The organism is Nocardia sp. NPDC004278 (assembly GCF_053602975.1).
Genome location: NZ_JBSGEQ010000063.1, coordinates 1 through 18,439 on the forward strand (window position 1 = coordinate 1; position 18,439 = coordinate 18,439).

At 63.4% G+C, this 18,439-nt stretch carries 11 protein-coding genes and 1 CRISPR repeat array; of the genes, 3 read left to right on the forward strand and 8 right to left on the reverse strand.

The window, feature by feature from the left end; all coding sequences use genetic code 11:
- Positions 1-390: 390 nt before the first annotated feature.
- Complete coding sequence (locus ACWEO2_RS42325) at positions 391-3,648, reverse strand: protein kinase domain-containing protein (RefSeq protein ID WP_452410537.1); 3,258 nt, start codon at positions 3,646-3,648, stop codon at positions 391-393.
- Positions 3,649-4,689: 1,041 nt separating this feature from the next.
- A CRISPR array of direct repeats spans positions 4,690-5,146; the repeat unit is 29 nt; unit sequence GTGCTCCCCGCGCAGGCGGGGATGATCCG.
- A 755-nt stretch (positions 5,147-5,901) separates the two neighbouring features.
- Here ACWEO2_RS42325 and ACWEO2_RS42330 point away from each other — a divergent pair.
- From ACWEO2_RS42330 to ACWEO2_RS42340, 3 genes are all read left to right on the forward strand, one after another.
- The gene (locus ACWEO2_RS42330) at positions 5,902-6,390 is read left to right on the forward strand and encodes an HD domain-containing protein (protein WP_452410550.1); all 489 of its coding nucleotides are present in this window, start codon (positions 5,902-5,904) and stop codon (positions 6,388-6,390) included.
- A gap of 751 nt (positions 6,391-7,141) precedes the next feature.
- Positions 7,142-7,615, forward strand: a complete 474-nt coding sequence (locus tag ACWEO2_RS42335; RefSeq protein WP_452410538.1) for a hypothetical protein — start codon at positions 7,142-7,144, stop codon at positions 7,613-7,615.
- Between the two features lie 254 nt (positions 7,616-7,869).
- Positions 7,870-10,947, forward strand: a complete 3,078-nt coding sequence (locus tag ACWEO2_RS42340; RefSeq protein ID WP_452410551.1) for an NB-ARC domain-containing protein — start codon at positions 7,870-7,872, stop codon at positions 10,945-10,947.
- A 90-nt stretch (positions 10,948-11,037) separates the two neighbouring features.
- Here the strand turns inward: ACWEO2_RS42340 and cas6e are convergent, their stop codons facing one another.
- The 7 genes from cas6e to ACWEO2_RS42375 form a co-directional block, all read right to left on the reverse strand.
- Positions 11,038-11,778, reverse strand: a complete 741-nt coding sequence (cas6e, locus tag ACWEO2_RS42345) for a type I-E CRISPR-associated protein Cas6/Cse3/CasE (protein WP_452410539.1) — start codon at positions 11,776-11,778, stop codon at positions 11,038-11,040.
- Positions 11,775-12,632 (reverse strand): type I-E CRISPR-associated protein Cas5/CasD, encoded by an 858-nt coding sequence (cas5e, locus tag ACWEO2_RS42350; RefSeq protein ID WP_452410540.1) that lies wholly within the window; start codon positions 12,630-12,632, stop codon positions 11,775-11,777. The genes cas6e and cas5e overlap by 4 nt, the downstream gene beginning before the upstream one ends.
- Entirely contained in the window at positions 12,629-13,948 is a 1,320-nt protein-coding gene (locus ACWEO2_RS42355; RefSeq protein WP_452410541.1) for a type I-E CRISPR-associated protein Cas7/Cse4/CasC, read from the reverse strand. The genes cas5e and ACWEO2_RS42355 overlap by 4 nt, the downstream gene beginning before the upstream one ends.
- A gap of 2 nt (positions 13,949-13,950) precedes the next feature.
- Entirely contained in the window at positions 13,951-14,517 is a 567-nt protein-coding gene (gene casB / locus ACWEO2_RS42360; protein WP_452410542.1) for a type I-E CRISPR-associated protein Cse2/CasB, read from the reverse strand.
- Complete coding sequence (locus ACWEO2_RS42365) at positions 14,514-16,082, reverse strand: type I-E CRISPR-associated protein Cse1/CasA (protein WP_452410543.1); 1,569 nt, start codon at positions 16,080-16,082, stop codon at positions 14,514-14,516. Before ACWEO2_RS42365 ends, casB begins: the two co-directional genes overlap by 4 nt.
- A 681-nt stretch (positions 16,083-16,763) precedes the next feature.
- Positions 16,764-17,258, reverse strand: coding sequence for a Pycsar system effector family protein (locus tag ACWEO2_RS42370; RefSeq protein WP_452410544.1), 495 nt, complete (start codon positions 17,256-17,258; stop codon positions 16,764-16,766).
- A 94-nt stretch (positions 17,259-17,352) separates the two neighbouring features.
- Positions 17,353-18,435 (reverse strand): hypothetical protein, encoded by a 1,083-nt coding sequence (locus ACWEO2_RS42375; protein ID WP_452410545.1) that lies wholly within the window; start codon positions 18,433-18,435, stop codon positions 17,353-17,355.
- Between the last annotated feature and the right edge of the window lie 4 nt (positions 18,436-18,439).

Sequence of the window (18,439 nt, forward strand, 5' to 3'; positions counted from 1 at the left end):
TCGGCACCTACCCGACTCGCTTCAGCGAGCAGGAGGCGGCCATCCTGGAAGCAGGCAACGCATGGCTGGCCGAGACGAACGCCGCACAGAGCTGACACGCGCTCCGGACAGCGCCGACATGGCTCCTCGGACTCGAGAGGTTGCAGGCACTCGGTCGCCGATCCTGAGCATCGATCGGAGCGGGACGGAAGCTCACAGAACCATCGGAGGATAGGTAAAGTCCCTCGGCTACTTTGTGTCCGGCACCCCTCCCCAGCCACAATCCTGCGGCGACTCCGAGACCACGACCAGGCCACATCGAGGGCCAGCTGATCCGGCGCAGACCAGCAGCCGTCACCAGCGAAAACTGAACTCGCGGCAGGTTTCTGGCGTATTCCGGCCGACCCTCTACTAGACCTTATTGCCGGAGTGTTCTGCGGCCCAGATGGCGATCTGTGCTCGTGAGGTGAATCCCAGTTTGGTGAGGATGTGCTCTACGTGTCCTTCTGCTGTGCGCTGTGAGATCACCAGTCGGGCGGCGATCGCCTTGTTGGTCAGTCCTTCCGCGATGAGGTCGGCGACTTGCCACTCGCGCTTGGTCAGGCTCGCCGAGCCACGATCTGACTGTGCCATGGCTCGAGGCTGCTCCCGCAGCGCGAAGTCGACCGCTGCCTGGAAACTCATCGCGGCGCCCTCCCGATAGCCGGACTCATAGCCCCGCCTACCGAGAACATCACGCGCGCATTGCTCGCACTGCTCATGGTAGGCAGCCATATGGGGAAACATGATGCTGGAACCGACCGCGTGACCGAGCCCGTAGGCCGCACCCAACAGCACGGCGGCCCGCCGGGCATCACGCTTCTCGGCGGCCATCCATGCCAGTAACTCCACACACACCGAAGCGACGAGCGGATCGACCACCGGTCGCACCAATCGAAGAGCCTCATCCAAGTGTCGCTCAGCCTGCTCATGCTGACCCTGTTGCCAGGCCGCCAGCGCCATGGGTCGCAGTGCCCGTGCCCGGATCTCGGTGTCGCGGTGCGCATCCGGAACAGTCAGCACCTTTTCCAGGCAGGCGACGCCGCTGGGCATATCCCCCTGTAGGACACGACTCCAGCCCAGTAGAACCAGTGCCCTCAAGTGGAATGCAAGGTCATCGGGGGCACTGAATCCTTCGACGGCATCGTTCAACCGGACGCCTGCGCGAGCCAGATCGCCACTGCTGATCGCGGCGGTACCGTCTGCGTAGGCGAGCAGGGCGCCAATCGTGGGGTCGGCTGGCTGCTGCTCGGCGAGGACGCGCAACTCGGCTGCGCGACTGGTTGCGGCCGCAATGTCTGCCAATTGCGCGGCGAAAGCGCTGATAGTGAACAGGGCTTTGGCGCGGTCGGTCGCTTCGCCACGTGTACTGGCCAGTCCACGCTCGCACCAGCGGATTCCCTCAGTGAGCCGCCCACTCGAAAACCAAAAGCTGAATAGCGCAGCGGCGGTGCGTAGGCCGGCTGCGTCGCGGTCTGCGATGCTGAACTCCAGCGCTTTGCGCAGGTTCGGTAGCTCGCGTTCGAGCCGGATGATCCAATTCAGTTGGCGGGGGCTGACCCAGTCGGCTTCCGCGTCGAGTGCTAGCCGTTCGTACCAGTCGCGGTGCTGGCGACGAAGATCGGTGTACTCGCCGGCCTCGATGATTTTCTGACTCCCGTATTCCTGCACGGTTTCGAGCATCCTGAAGCGCACCGCAGCGCCGGACTCTTCCCGAATCAGGATCGACTTGTCCACCAGAGCCGACAACGCATCGAGGAATTGCGGCTCGGTCAGGTCGGTGCCGCAGACATCTTCGGCGGCGTCGAGTTCGAAGCTTCCTGCGAATACCGACAGCCGTCCCCACAGTCGCTGTTCGGTCGGTGTGCACAGGTCATAGCTCCAGCCGATGCACCAGCCCAGCGTTTGCTGTCGGGTCGGCGCATCCCGTCGCCCGCGCGTCAGCACGGCAAACCGATCTGTCAGTCGTGTCAGGATCTGCTCAGGGGACATGGTACGCAGCCGCGCCGCAGCCAGTTCGATCGCCAAGGGCAACCCATCGAGCCGGGCGCAGATCCTGGCCACGCTGTTGCGATTGTCCTCGTCCAGGTGAAAGCCCGGCACCGCCGCGGCGGCACGCTCGGCGAACAATGTCACCGCCTCGTAACCAGCCGCACCCCGCACCGACGACCCGCTACGCGGATCGGGAAAACTCAGCGGTGGCACTGGAAGCACGGCTTCCCCACCCAGGCCCAGGGACTCGCGGCTGGTGGTGAGGATCCGCGTCTTCGGGCACGCGCGCAACAGTGATTCGACCAGTTTCGCGACTGCTTCGATCATGTGCTCACAGTTGTCGAGCACCAGCAGCACCTCGCGGGTGGACAGGTGTTGTATCAGGACCTCGAGCATCGGTCGGCCGACCTGCCGCACACCGAATGCGGCGGCTACGACATCGGCCAACAACGACGGATCGCGCAACTCACCCAGCTCGATCAGCCAGACGCCGTCGGCATAATCTCGCTGCAGTTTGTGGGCGATCCGCAGCGCGAGCCGTGACTTGCCGACCCCACCGATCCCGGTCAGCGTTACCAGAGACGACCTCGACAGCAGGCTCTTCGCCTCCAGCACCTGGCTACGCCGATCCACGAAACTGGTCAGCTCCGGCGGCAGGTTTCCTGTTCCCTCCCGCTGCCCAACGCCCCTGGCTGCGGGAATGCCGGTCACCTGGGCGGGCGCCACCGCTGGTCTGCTGCCTTGTTCGACGTGCAGTGCCATCTGGTCGACGGCGAAACCGTGCGTGAGCTGGAGCAGCTGTAGCTGCTCGCCGAACAGCGCGGCCGTGGGGCGGTCCTGGGGGTCCCGGCACATCGCGGCCTCGATGAGGGCACTGACGTCTTCGGGGATGCCACGCTCGCGCAGGTCGGGTACCGGTTGGGCGGTGATGCGCAGAAACTGGGCCACGACTTGTTCGCCGCTGCGGCGTTCGAAGGCGGCGTGACCGGTCAGCGCACAAAACAACGTCGCACCGAGCCCGTAGACGTCCGACGCCCGGCTGGTCGGCTCCCCGTTGAGGACCTCGGGTGCGGTGAACGCCGGGGAGCCGGTCACCGTGCCAGTGGATGTCTGAAAACCCCCGGTCAGATGAGCGATGCCGAAGTCGCTCAGCGTCGGCTCGCCGTAATCGGTGAGCAGGATGTTGGCCGGTTTGACGTCGCGGTGGAAGATGTCTGCGTGATGCGCTGCTTCCAGCGCACCCGCCAGCTTCACCCCCACATGCAGCACCTCCTCCAGCGGCAGCGGGCCATCGCGGCGGATCCGTGCGTCCAGCGAACCTTGGCAGTGATACGGCATGACCAGGTACGGTTGGCCGGTGGGGGTTTCGCCGACCTCGAGCACCTCCATGATGTTCGGATGCGCGGTCAATCGACCCATCGCCCGCTGCTCACGAAGGAAACGCTCTCGATTCTCCTCCAGCTCGCAGGTCAGGACCTTCACCGCCACCACGCGGTCCAGCCCTGGTTGGGTGCAGCGATACACAACACCGAAACCACCCCGCCCGATCTCGGCAACGTCAACAAACCCGACCGCACGCAACTCCGTGACCAGATCTATGCCTAGATCACGTTGCGTTTTGAAGAAATCAGAATCCATAAACAGTCACTTCGCACTGCATCACCGGTGCTCAGCACAGAATACGCCGCGGGTTCGCTAGCCGAATGCGACCGCAGTCGCCGATGATCAGCCAGTCCCGGCTGAGGGTCGAGCTTCGGTGTGGGTCACAAGAGTTCACAGGTTTAAGGACACGCATGCGGCGTTTGTTCATCGTCGCTGTGGCCGCTATGGTCGCGCCAGGCACGGCCGTGGCGGGCCCGCAAGGTCGTGTCCAGGTGAGGCGCCGGGCTCAGCAGCGGTAGCAGACGCCGTTCGTCGGGGAGTTCGGTCTGGCGAAGGTCGATGTGCGTCGCGCACTTCGGGGATCGGGGAGAACATCGTGGTCGCCGAAATCAGCCTCTCCGGTGAGGAATTCTCGGCCTTGCACCTCCACTGTCTGTGAGAAGTACGCGACCCCGGTCGATGGCGAGCCCCGTGCTGCTGTGCGGGGCCTGTGATCAGCTGCGCTCACCCGCGGCGTCGACCCGGTGGCATCCCAGTGTTTACGCAGCCCTGGAACAGAAGGGTCCTTGCCCTTGAACCACCCCGCAGGACTGTGCGGCAGGAACGCCCGGTGGTGTCGCTGTCGGCCGCGTCACCACCAGACGCCCGGCTCGGTGGGTACGTCGCCGGTGGGCAGGTCGGCGAAGTGCACGAAGCCGCCTTGGCCGTCGAATACCTCAGAGCAGTAGCAAAGGCAAAACTGGGAATGCCTGAGTCCCCGATAACCGAAACCGACCCGACGACCCAGACTGTGCGTGCCAGCGCTCCTCGGCCACCGACGCTCCGGACCGCGCCGCCGTCTGTCCCAGTCCGATCAGTCGCGCCGCCTTCCCATCATGTCTGGCGAGTCCAGCGTCCGGAAGCTGTACGCTCCGTACGGGTTTGGCATGTAATGGCTGACTTGGGGAGACCGATTCTACTGCTGCATTCTTACGTGACTGCTCGGTCTGTATTCGCGTAGCCGGAGGATGGAAGACGCTGTCGGTGAAACCGAATGAGAATTGACAACTCTGGCAAGATCACCGCTGGTCAACAAGTGTGCTCCCCGCGCAGGCGGGGATGATCCGTGCTAAGACAGGCTCAGGTCGCGGTACTGGATGTGCTCCCCGCGCAGGCGGGGATGATCCGACACGCTCACGAGTCGCCATAACGAATCCAAGGTGCTCCCCGCGCAGGCGGGGATGATCCGGCACTCGGCGTTCGCAGCGGCGACATCATGAAGTGCTCCCCGCGCAGGCGGGGATGATCCGGGATCTTCCGCGACAGCAGTGATCTGGCCTTCGTGCTCCCCGTGCAGGCGGGGATGATCCGCAGACCGCCGTGCACCGCGCCCGCATCGACACGTGCTCCCCGCGCACGCGGGGATGATCCCGCTTCTTCGTACTCCGGCGTGACGGCTATCAGGTGCTCCCCGCGCACGCGGGGATGATCCGGTGGTGAAGCTCGGTTCACCGGAACAGCACAGGTGCTCCCCGCGCACGCGGGGATGATCCCATCCAGACCGACCTGCTGTCGATCATCACCAAGTGCTCCCCGCGCACGCGGGGGATGATCCGTGGCTGCACGCTTCCGCTCGCGGTCAGCGCGGGTGCTCCCCGGGCGATGATCCGACAGATTCGTCTCGCGTTGTGGGGGAAGCAGAGTGCTCCCTGCGCACGCGGGGATGATCCGCGCACCGATGCGATGGCCAACGGCGCAGGAACGTGCTCCCCGCGCATGGGGGATGATCCGGCACGGTGGTAGAGGTTCGGGACGTGCCCAGGGTGCTCCCCGCGCACCCGGGGATGATCCGATCTCGAACGGCGGGTGACCGAAGCTGGTGAAGTGCTCCCCGCACACGCGGGAATGATCCGCTAGGAGTCTCGACATCCGTTTGGACGACGAGGTGCTCCCCGCGCACGCGGGGATGATCCCCATTCCGCCGGACTGAGCGGCGACGAGCTGGTCTGCTCCCCGCGCCTGTGGGGATGATCTTCTCGCGACCGGTCATCTGGAATGGACGGGTGCGTGCTCCCCGCGCTTGCGGGGATGATCCGTCCTCACGGGCGCGCAGCGAGGTTCCGTTCGAGTGCTCCCCGCCCTGCGGGGATGGCCCTCGTCTGTCTCGCCTTCGGGCGCGGTGCGGTGTTCCTCATGCGCGTGGGAGGGCTCGTCCTGCGCATGTGGATTCGTGTTATGTGCGCTGGTCGGAATTTTTCGCAAGGCCGCAATAGTGGTTTGTGGTTGGTCCGGTCGAATGCATCAAATTACATGCGCGGGGTCCGGGCTGGGGGTAGCGTGGCCGAAGTTGTTTGGGGCGTGCGTTATTGGGGTATAGGCGCCGGAACTTGTCGGTGGGGGGTGCGAGAGTCTTCGTGTTCGGTGCGTGGGAGCCGGATCTGTCGATTAGGGGAACCCTTGGCGTTGAGTGAAGCTTCTCGTTCGGTATGGGCGAAGTCGCCGAACGCCGCTGGTGCGTGGCTTCCGTTGTGGCAGCACATGGATGATTCGGCTGATGTTGCCGGGCACTTGTTCGACCGGTGGTTGGCGGCGAGTGTGGTCGATTTGCTCGCGAGGGAGTTCGGTGGTGACACTCAAGCTTTGAGGTTGCAGGTGCTCCCCGCGCACGCAGGGATGATCCTGGGGCGTTGGCGACCATCCACTCCCACGGGCTGTGCTCTCCGCGCACGCGGGGATGATCCGGTCGGCAACACAGCCAGTAGCATCGCTCGGAGATGCTCCTCGCACACGCGGGGATGATCCGGCCTACTTCGACGGCAACGCCTCCATCTCCAAGTGCTACCCGCGTAGGCGGGATGATCCGTGCACGATCGAGATGATCACGTTCTGCACCTCATGCTCCCCGCGTAGGCGGGGATGATCCCCAGTTCGGCTCGATCTTCGGGTTCCGGCAGAAGCGCTCCCCGCGCACGCGGGGATGATCCGGTGGCGCTGAATCCGTCGATCAACTTGGGCGGGTGCTCCCCGCGCGCGGGGATGATCCGGCGCAGCAGATCGCCGAATTGCGGTCGCTGACGTGCTCCCCGCGCACGCGGGGATGATCCGGAAGACGCGGTGTTGCGGGCCAGCGCGAGCAGGTCGGTGGCGGCGCGTTCGCCGGTCCAGTGGCCGCAGGGCAGGTGGACGGCGGGGCGAGCCTTTCGGTGTTTCGGGGTCGCGGCCCGACAGCCAGACGTCGAGCAGGCTGATGCCGACGCCGATACTGCCTGCGACGCTGATGTCGTCCTGGCCGGTGGGGACCGGTGGTATGGCGTCGAGTAGTTCGGTGGCTGTCGTGTCGTCGCGGTCGGTGAGGGCGGTGACGATGGCCCGCAGGGTGGTGAGGGTGTTGTTGTGGGCGGCGCCGACGGGGGGAGCGAGCCAACAGTCAATCTACATTCGAAAGTTGCTATATCGCAGAGCGATTCGTTCTGGCTAAGTCCAACAAAGTAGTACAGTCGGGGCGCGGTCAGTGATTTCGCCTGCTAGTGCGGAAGCGGAGGGGATGTCGATGTTGGAGACGGTGCCAGAGGTCGTGGCCGAAGCGCTAGCGGTTGGGGCGGTTGCCGGTCTGCGGGATACGGCCAAAGCAGCGGTCGCTGAGGCATATCAGCGGCTGAAGGGTTTGGTTGCGGGCCGCTATGGACAGGTCGACGTGGAGACGTTAGAACAGCGACCGGACTCGCGGCACCGGCGTGACGAATTCGCCGAGGATCTGGCGGCCGCGGGTGCTGGTGGTGATGTGGACTTGCTGGCTGCCGCTCAAGCGCTTCTCTCGGCGGTCCGCGCCCACGAAGCTGCGGCCGGTGCAGCGGTAGGGGTTGATCTGGAACGGGTGGAGGCCGCGGCGCTGCGGATCCGCGAGGTGGCCTCTGCTGGCACCGGGGTGCGGGTGGTCGACGGCCGTTTCGACGGTGACATTGAGATTGGGTCAGTGCGCGCGGGAAGCCGAGACCAACAGGACCCTTCGTCGGCGCGCCGGTAGCCCCTGTCCCGGCCGCCTCACCCAGCTGGGGACCTGGGGCAGCGATCAACACTTTCGCGGGCGTGAACGCGAAGAACATAACCATTGTCCACGCCCCGACAGCCCCTTTACCCGCCCGGCACCCTGCTACCCCGCAGTTCCCGCGGGTGTCGGGTACCGCGTTCATCGGTTTCGTCCCCGACGTCCCGTCGCGGTATGTCGCTCGGACCGGGATCGTTGAGGTGGCGCGAGGTGACGTATTCGCGCATGCCTCGGTGGCTTTGGTCGGTATGGGCGGTGCTGGAAAGACGACTCTCGCGACTGCGATAACACGGCACCCGGATATGCAGGCGGCCTTCTCCGAAGGCATTGTCTGGGTCGATGCGATGCGCGGCGTGGCGCCGACGCTGTTACAGGAACGCCTTGTCGGGCTGCTAACCGGCGAGGTGGTGTCCTTCTCGACTGTCGAGGCGGGCCGGCACCGTCTCGCTGAGTTACTTGCTGACAGAGCAGTTCTACTAGTCGTCGACGATGTGTGGGACATCGATATCCTGCGAGCCCTCAACGTGGTTGGCGCACGGGGCGCGCTGTTGTTCACTACACGCGACCGCGGGATCGCCCGTTCTTTCGGCGCCACCGTGCATGAGGTGGACCAGTTGACGCTTGAGCAAGCCCTGACGCTGCTGGGCCGCTGGACTGATACTGCTGTCGATCGATTCCCACCCGTGGCGGATTCGCTGTGCCTACGGGTGGGCAATCTGGCGCTGGGCGTGGCGCTGCTCGGTGGGATGATCAAGGCTCGGGGTGGCCGCCCGCGGGTCTGGCAGGATGTATCGGACCTGCTCGAAGGGGCCGACATTCAGGCGATCGCGGACGAGTACGGGCCTGACGGTTATCAGCATGCCAGTGTCCTGGCTTCGATCACCCTCAGCGTGGACGACCTGTCCCCAGCTGATCGGGAGCGTTACCGGGAGCTCGCCGTATTTGCCGGCCGCGGCAGCGTCCCGCTCAACGCGGTGAGCGCCCTGTGGGCACCAGCAGACGATGCTGTCGAGGATGTCGAACGGCGACTTACCCGGCTCGTCGACCGATGCCTGGTGCAGCGCGACACCCGAGAGTGGTACACCCTGCACGATCTCGAATTCGACGTTGCCACCCATCAGCTCACCGCCAGTCCTGGTGGCGTCATGGACACTCACGGCCGCTTCATCGACGGCTATCGCTCACAGATACTGCAAGTGACCGACCCCGGTGGCGGCAACGGCGACCCGGCTCCATGGGCGAGTGGCCCGGACGACGGCTACCTGTTCCAGAATCTCGCCTTCCATCTTGCGCATGCTGAGCGCCACGAGCAGCTCGACGAACTGCTCATGAGTTTCGCATGGATGGAACGCAAGCTCTCGGTGGCTGGCATCAGCGATCTGCTCGCCGACTATTCCTATCAGCGCCGCCGCTCAACTCCAGTCGAAGCAGCTCATGGCGCCCTTCAGCTCTCGGCGCACACCTTGGCTCACGAACCGCGGCTGCTCGCCGGCCAGCTCGTTGGCCGCCTGCTCGGGAACCCTGAGCCGAAAATTTGCGCCCTTTTAGACACGGCCTGCCCATCTGATGAACATCTCTGGTTGTGCCCCCGAACTCCTGGCAGTCTCACTGAACCCGGCGGACCGCTCGAACGCATCCTGCAAGGTCACGACGAGCGAATCAACGCAGTAGCAATCTCGGCCGACGGCAAGCACATCGTCTCCGGGAGCCGCGACAAGACCTTGCGAGTATGGGATCTGGAAAGCGGGCAACTGAAACGCGTCGTCGAAGGCCATGAGCAAGAAGTCAAATCGCTGGCGCTCACCGCCGACGGCCATCGCGTCGTGTCCGGTAGCTTCGACGGGACCGTGCGAGTGTGGAACCTGGCCAGCGGACGTCTGGAACACACTCTGCAAGGCCACTCCGGCTACATCTACGCAGTGGCGGTCACTGCCGACAGCCAGCGCATTATCGTCGGCAGCGGCGACCGGAACGTGCAAGTATGGAATCTGGCCAGCAAACGCCTGGAATGCACGTTGCCGGGCCACAACAACCATGTCAACGCGGTGGCGGTTTCGGCCGACGGCCGGTATGTCGTCTCCGGCGGGTTCGACCGAACGGTGCGGGTCTGGGATTTGGCCACCGGAGATCTGAAACATACAGTGCGAGGCCACATTAGGGACATCGAGGCGGTGGCGGTTTCGGCCGATGGCCGGTATGTCGTCTCCGGCAGCCGCGATGGAACTGTGCGGGTCTGGGATCTGGACAATGAAGCTTCTGGACGCATCCTGCACGGTCATACCGGCTCTGTCCACGCAGTAGCGGTCACCGCAGAAGGCAAGCAGATCGTCTCCGCTGGCGACGACCAGATCGTGCGAGTGTGGGATCTGGCCAGTGGCCGTCTGGAACGTGAATTGCAAGGCCACGCAAGCCATGTCTACGCGGTGGCGGTTTCGGCCGACGGTCGGCATATCGTCTCCGGCAGCCACGATAAGACGGTGCGGGTTTGGGATCTGGCCAGCGGAGATTTGCAACGCCCCCTGCGAGGTCAGGTCGGCTCAATTAACGCGGTGGCGATCACCACCGACGGTCGGCGCGTTGTCGTCGCTGGCTACGACCAGCCTGTGGGCGTCTGGGACCTGTCCAGCGGAGAACCGCTGTACACCTTGGAAGGCCATATCGGCGTGGTCTACGCGGTGGCGGTCACCGCCGACAGCAAGCACATTGTTACCGGCAGTAGCGATGGGACCGTGCGGGTATGGGATCTGGACAGTGGACGCCTGGAACGCATCCTGAAACATCACGATAGCGAGGTGTACGCGGTGGCGGTGACCGCTGACAGTCGGCGCATCGTCTCCGCTGGTTACGACCGGATCGTGCGCGTGTGGGATTTGAACAGCGGACAACTGGAGTGCGCCCTGCACGGCCACGACGACAGGATCGATGCGCTGGCGGTTACCGTCGACAGTCGTCATATCGTGTCCGCCGGTCAGGATCAGTCGGTACGGGTCTGGAGCCTGGACAGCAAGCGCCTGGTACATACCCTGCGAGGCCACACTGGCTGGGTCCGTACGGTAGCGGTCACTGTGGACGCCCGACATGTCATTTCCGGTAGCAGCGACCGGACACTGCGGTTATGGGAGCTGGAGAGCGGAGTGGAGCTAGCACGCTGGGTCACGGACACAACCACTGTCACAGCCTGCGTTGGCCACCCGGACGATCCCACCGCGATGGTATACGGCGACGAGTCCGGACAGGTGGTCGTGCTGTCCTTGCGCGAGCCCTGCCCGAGGCATCGATGGGCGCCCATGCCATGCAGAGATAAGGGGTGACCAAGTCGTTTTCATCTTCGCTTCGAATTTTCTTCCGCCCCGGCCGAGTTCAAGGGCACTAGGACTGCGGAGATCAGGTCATTGACGAGATCAGTCGGCAGCCCTGGCAAGCACAGGTTTGATCAGGATCAGCCCGCATCCATATGCCTTGGCGTGCCCGAGTCCACCGATGACGGTGTCGACGAAGACCTCTGGGTCGGTAATCTTTAATTCGCCGCGTACTTCTGCCCGGCCGATCCGCATGCCGGGCTTTCCTTGGAGATGGCTCAGCTTCGGGAGAATGCGAACAGCGAGCTGGAGAGAGTCCGCATCTGCGCCGATTCGGTGGACACCACGCTGATTGACGGCGCTTTCCCCCAGCGACTGAAGACGTTCGGCGAACCATTGCTGTGCGTGCTGAGCCGTTGTGTCGGCCAGCCGTTTTCGTTCAGGTCGGCTTGATTTTCTGGCGTCGGGTGGAAGATGGCGATCGCTCATTCGGGCCGGGTTGACCACAGCACGGAACCGGTACCGCTGGCCGGTCTCGATAGACTCGTCAACCTTGATGACCTGGGGTTCGGCCTTGAGCTGGCGTTTGTCCAGGTGGGACCAGTCCGGTGGGACCTTGGATTGAACGACGACGGTCAGCAACTGGTTCTTCAAGTCGACGTTCGAGGTATGCAAGACGCCCATCTGGGCGCGAGCGTCGGGAGCGCCATCCTCGACCCAGCCAAGGAAACCCTTCATCACCAGACGGTGCATCGCCTGGGCATCGAGCAAAGCGCGTTGGGTCTCGGGGTGTCGCGCATTCAGCTCGAGGATGCTGTGGCAGGCGATCAGCGCGGCTCTCATGGCACCTCCCAGGTGATTATCGGATCTGTGATTGCCATGCGCTGCCGGCGCTCCCATCTCTGTATGTGGACTCGGTGCCGGGAGGAGAAGGAGACGGGCTGATCTTGGACGGGTACGGAATCCGGCTCGTTGGGGCCAGTCTCGATCCACGAATATGGTTCGGCTTCACGGGCGTTGGGAAGTAGGGCAGTGCTGAGGAGGACAGTCCGGAGGTTTCCCTCGTGGACGCCATGGTTGAGGCGCTCGGCAGGCGGGCAGTTCTTGCGCCCCAGCCATACCATGCGACGCGGATGGTCGAGGCGCTCAGCAAGCCGCCCGAGTAGTTCCGGATCATCGGACTCGACGGCGGCCACGAATGCGGCATCGGACAAATACCAGCGTTCGGTGACGAGCCCGTTGCGCCTTAATGCGGAGTTTGCGTGCAGAACCCCCGACGAATCAGGTGCAATGCCTTTGGGAGCCCCATACCAGCCGGGGGCATCGAACGAGCCGAAAGGGGCCGGCTGGCTGGATTCAGGTGGAAGGTGCGCTGCCGGAACACGCCGCCCGTCGAGGATCAGATCGCGCGGTCGGATCGGGAAGCGCCCGCCACCGACTGTGTGATAGTCGCGCACCATCACGCCGGGGCGGTCGGCTCGGACTCCGAATCGCAGTGCTGCGAGTGTTTCCAGTGGTAGCGCGTCCGGGTAAGCAGGGTTGGTTCCACTGCGGTCGTGCCCGTCCGCGGCGGCGAGCAGCCCGATAACGCCGCTCTTGGTTGGACGGTCGGGATCGGTATCGCGGTGCCGGAATTTGGACAGTGTTCCCCACGCCTGCAGAGGACCCGCAAGCCGAATCAGCAGCGTTGACGTCATCGCAGCGTTGCGTGCATCAGCTCCGCGGGCGAGTCGACTGAGACAATGCTCGTCGAATCGTTCTTGCCGAGAATCTGATCAGCGATGTCGATGTCGTAGGTCAACGCTCTTCCGGCTGATATTCCGGGCAGTTTCGCCGCCGCGAACTCGTGTTGGCGAAGGAGTCGCTTTGCGGCTTGGATACTGACCGACTGGCCGTTGGCGACGAGAGCCTGCTCGAAAGCGGAGGCATAGTTGACTGGACGCGAACCACTTACTGCGAGAACAAGTTTTGGCAATGTGCCGAGCGCGCCCGTATTGTTCTTCTTCGCATTCGGCACAGAGTGGCAAAAGGACTCTATGTATGCGCGTTCCGCGGCGTCAGCGCGTTCTGCGACTTCCTCGGGAGGAATGCTGGCGCGGATGAGATTCCGGCGAAGCTGAGCGCGGTCGAGAACGGCATTCCGGTAGAAGGTGCCGGATGTCAGGCTTTGATACCCGGTCATAGCGGCACCGCTGTCGTCGCCCGACCAGCCATCGATCGCATCGAATGCAGTTCTGCGGCTTTCCTTCCGGTCATCCACCGCGGTGAAGAAGTCGTCGTCAACCTCTGCGGCGTCCACGGTGAACGCGTGCATGGACTGGATGGCACCGTCCACATCGGTCGCTTCGGCGATCTCGGCGAGCATCCTGCCGAAGAGCGCGATGTCGATAGCGTCGGCCGGAGCCAGAGCCGCCACGAGAGCGTCACGCACCTTCTTCGGGATGGGCGTCACCTCGAGCTGCTGCTCCGTGCTGGCTGGTTCGGAGGTCTGGCCTTTCCGACTCTTCTTGGCAGCTTGAACAGCCGCGCGTCTTTCGGCCTCTTCGCGCAGTCGCTTCGTCTCGGCTTCGAACCAGCTGTCGAGCGTGACGGGGGGAGAGTGCAGGATTGTCGCCATCCTGCTGCCGGCGTCAGCGGGCGCGAAGATGGCAACCTTGGTCTTCATCGGATCCTTGTCGGGATCTCCGAAGTTCAAGTTGCAATGCTCGAGAGCGAGCCGTGCCATGTCGTTGGCCTTCTCTCTCGGCCAGCCGAATTCTACAAGCGCGTCGGCTGTTTCGATCGCCCACTCGCGAGTCCGAATCCCGAAGGTGTGGCCTGCCAGAGGCCCTTTGCCGTTGTTGGCTTGGTTTCGCATGTACATCCGTTCGGCCCTGCGCCAGCTTTGTGCCGATACACGGGTACGAGTGACTCCGCCGTACACAAGCTCTTTGGGCAGGTTGTTCTCGTCGCGGTTGAGAAGCACGCCAGAGAACGTCGTGATCGCGTGCAGGGACAGGTACTGATCATCCACGATCAGCGCACCCTTCTCGAGTTGGTATGGGGCAGATAGAAGTCCCGGGCCCAGTGGTGTTGGATCGTGCGGTCCGGGTCCGTCCAGCGCAGTAGATCGACAGCGAGCTGGTACCAGTTCGGCGGCGTGCCCGAATCGGCTCGTAGCAGATCGATCCCGTGCTGGATACGGCGATACGGAGGCTCTCGGGAAACCAGGATCTGGTTGATCAGTCGTACGCAGCCAGAGTTCTCGGTGCCCCGGTGGCCTGGGTTGCCGACTTTGGTCATCGCATACCCGAGCGACCCCGACCCCCTCCGCAAGGTCGATTCGCCTGCATGGAACCGCGCGAATAGAGAGGCGACCGTCTCGAACACCTTGATCGAATTCGGGCCCAGAGCAACACCATTGGGCGCTGCGTAGTTGCCAGCCAGAAGCCGCGCTACTGTGTCGGCGCGGGCTCGGCGCAGATCGGCCAGGTGCCCAATGTTCCCTGCCGCGATTAGGCCGTGCAACCAGCTTACGAGGCGTGCCGCAGCCTGCTCGTCCGCGTCGCGTTCTGATGGGCTAACTGCGCCGTTGTCGGTCATCGAGGTCCCAACTGGTGCTTGAAGTGACGTGCCTGTAGCCCCTTCAGAAGCTTCTCCCGGGCGCGGACTTTGGCCTGCCAGCCGCGCGCGTTCGGTGTCAGCGATCTGAGCCGTTCGTCGAGTGCTTCGATCGTGATATCGCGGATGGTCTCTGCGTGCGCGAGCAGTTCGGGTCGCGGGTCGTGTCCAGCCGCGACGCGGTCGAGCAGTCGATGGAACGGCGTGTCGGCTCTCGCCCACACATAGTCCGCGGCGTAGAAACGCTTCATCAGTTTCTCGCGCTGTTCCCGTGGGCAGGCGGGGTAGGTGTAGCGGAAGGCTTCGGATGCTGCAGTATTCAACGCCGTGACAGCGTCATCGGTCAGCTGCACACCGAGCTCGGCAGCTTGCTTCAGTGAGTTCTTCCGATCAGGGTCGAATGGGAAGATATCCCGAACCCAGCCATCTACGCTCTGCTGATTAGCGGCCAGCCCCACCGCGAGTAGTCGCACCGGACGTTTGAGTTCGTTTCCCAGCAGGCCGAACAGCCCATCACCGCTTCCAGGGGTGAGGCTGGCCGAATAGATGGCGTGCGCATCGCGCCACAGCGCCCTGCCCAGGTTGGCTTGCAGTGGCTTCGTGCCGAGATACACGGTGTCGTGGTCGGCGTAGCTGTCGCTGTCATTTGCAACAGTAACCGTCTCACCCATGCCCAGCAGTACACGATCAACGGTCGGTGTCCCTTCACCGGTACTCTTGCCGCGCAACAGTACCGAGCGACCGAGGGTGCTGTGCCAGTCGGCAGGTCCATCCATCGTCCGGTTCTCCCGAACGGAGATGAATTGTCGTCGCGGGCGACCGTGCCACGTGGCGTTGAACGTGCCACTCGTGCGATTGATGCTGAGGTTGAGCCGAATCGTGTCGCCGAGGGTATCGCCGAGAGCAAGGACACGTACCCGAGCCCCGAGGCGACCCACAGCACCACGAGTGAAGGGATCCTTGTAGCCGAGAGTGTGTTCCACCTGCTTCACAACACCCTCGGTCATCATCCGGCCGCCGAGCCCATAGCAATGCTGAGTGATCATCGATAAGAACGCGTCGCGAGCACTGACTGGATCTGGATCGTGCAGATGTACATGGTCGGCGAACTGGTTGTAGTTCTTCGCGCGGTCCAGCATCAGCTGGACCGGGCTGTAGCCGAGGTCCCTGAGCGGCGCGGCCAGGAAGGCGTTCTGACCAAAGGGTCGTTCGGGATCGAACAGGTCGAAACGGCCTCGGCCGTCGCCCGTTGTAAGCCAGTCGACGACATCGTCGAATGATCGGTCCTGGTCGACCCACAGGGACCACTCGCGGGGTGCACGAGGGGTGTAACCGGCCGCGTGACAGATCGCGAGAAGGAGCTCGTAACAGGCGATCTCAGTGCCGGGGGATGGGTGGCTGACGGCGATCTCGTCCGAGTCGGCTGCGGCGAAAACGTCTCGCAGACTTCGCCACTGCAACCGGTTCTCAGAGGTCAGGACAGGAATGCACGGTTCGGAGGACAGGTCGAAACATACTGGACTACATGATGTTTCGGATTCCGCCACTCCTGCCCCCTCCAGGTGAAAGATGACCTTGTGCAGATTACGCCGAATACGACCGATAGCAACGCAATTCAGCGAATCGAGACTATGGCAGTAGACGGTGCTTCCTGATTATGCGGGTATGGTCCGGAACCGGTCATACGGGGTGGTGTAGGACATGGACAGTGCTCCCCGCGGACGCGGGGATGATCCGGAGACCAACCGTCATGACCCTCGCCGACCTCAGCGCTCCCCGCGCATGCGGGGATGATCCCGAGGCTGGCTGAGCGAACAGGTCGACCAGGTGGTGCTCCTCGCGCATGCGGGGATGATCCGGAGACGGCGTCATGGAATGCGCTTGCCCTGGAGTGCTCCCCGCGGACGCGGGGACGATCCGCCTGAAGGGCGGGGAGCTTGATGATCTTGCCGGTGCTCCCCGCGCATGCGTGGGCGGCAGCGACCATGATTCGACGTAGGTGTTCCCCGCGCATGCGGGAATGATCCCGGGAACTGCCACGACTTGCGCACCTCATCCGGCGTGCTCCCCGCATATGGGTGATCCGGTGCTTAGGTGCTGGTTAGCAACAAGGTCCGGGTGCTCCCGGCGCATGCGGGGATGATCCCCTGTACGAAAACCTGTGTATGGTGCCGCTGGTGTGCTCCCCGTGCACGCGGGGATGATCCTATCCGGGCGAAGCAGGAAACTCACTGCAAGACAACGAATACGCATCCCGTCGTTGCCAGAACAACGACTGCGGCGAGCAAACTGCTGACGGCGATGTTTGCGAACCGGTACTTCCGTTGTGCCACTCCAGCATTCGCCATGATTTGAGCGGATAGCTGTTCGACGATGCTGTCGGGGTGGTGGCTCAGTGTCGTCAGTGCGCGCATGTAGGTGTCCGGGGTTAGGTCAGGGTCCGCCGCGTGGCTGAAGTGAAAGAGGCTCTTCGATCTCTCGCTGGATCTCACGCGAGGCCACAGGACGCAGATCGAGGCGACGCAAGCGCTGAGTATGAAGACCGCGCAGGCCCCTGCTCCCACCGACACAGCAACGCTCGCTGTCCTGGCTTCCGCTCGGACAAGGTTGAACAGCACTTGTGCCAGCACGCCTGCGGTGGCGAGTGTGGTGATCGCTTTGGTCTCAGCGTGTTTCACCTGGGCGAGGGTCAGTTCCAGTGTCTTCCATGTATTTTCTACCACCTGGCGGTCACGGTACGCCCACCGACGGAGCGCACGCCACGAGTTTGTCGTCAACATGTGTCGACTCCCGCGACCGTTCTGCCTGCTGTTGTTTTCAGTCGGCATCGTCGTGTTCCTTGGTCATCGGTCCCGATTCGATGGATTCCATCCGTTTCTTGGGTGGCAGTGAATCGATGGCGGTTGTGACGTCGTCGATCAGCCTGTTGAACAGCGCATCCAGTTTGTCGGGGTCGACGTTGACGTTGTCCGTTCCTCCTTGACGGATCCACACTTTGAGGGCATCGAGATGCTCTCTCAGGGCATGCCTGGTCGCGTTATCGCGCCGCTGTTCGTATCGTTCGGCTTGTGTGCGCAGTTGCTGTGCGAACTCCACCGGGCTGATGCCGCCGGTGACCAGTGCAAGATACGCGCCGAGCTGGGAGCTGTGACCCATCCTGTCGAAGTGTTTCTGGACTTCGTCGAGTTGGAATGTGCCGACCTCGGCTCGCAGCTTGTGGTCGTGTCGCTGCCGTAGCTCCTCAAGCTCCTGCTTCTGATCCTCCAGCGTCCGAGTTACGGTGTGGAAGAGGCTGGATTTCTCGACCTCCAGGACGCTCCACTGCAAGAGCTCCCTGCGTCGGCGCTCGAATTCCGCCAATTCGGCTGAGGGGATCACCTCGATACCGGCGAGCTGGATCCGCATGCCCGGCTCGGTCGCAGGGTTTCCTGTGACGAAGGCGGTCACCCCTGCGATGAGTTCCTGGCGAAAATTTGCGACTTCATCGAAGCGATACTTCTGGCCGAGGTCGAAGATCCGGTGCTCGCTACGCAGATAGCCCTCGAGGAAGTTGCGGGCATCGGTTCGCCCGTTGCGGACGACGGCGACGGGATCTGTCACCGTGCATTCGAAGGTGACCTGGACGGTGAAAGTTGTTGCGTCAGCGGCTCGAATCGCTAACTCGACAATTACCGGCATATTCAGACTCATGTCGACCAAGCTGGCATGGGATGCGTCGGCGACAGTGCCTTGGTCGATGCTTCTGTGCTCGTTGTCAGCGATCAGTCGGCCGTTCACGCGAAAGACAAGCACTTCGTGCGCGTTTGGCTTCGGTAGCTCGTCTAGTGGACGTACACGTCTGCGCAGTGCCCGTCGACCGACGACGTCAAGATTTCGTTGCTCGATGATGGGGTACCTCATGTGA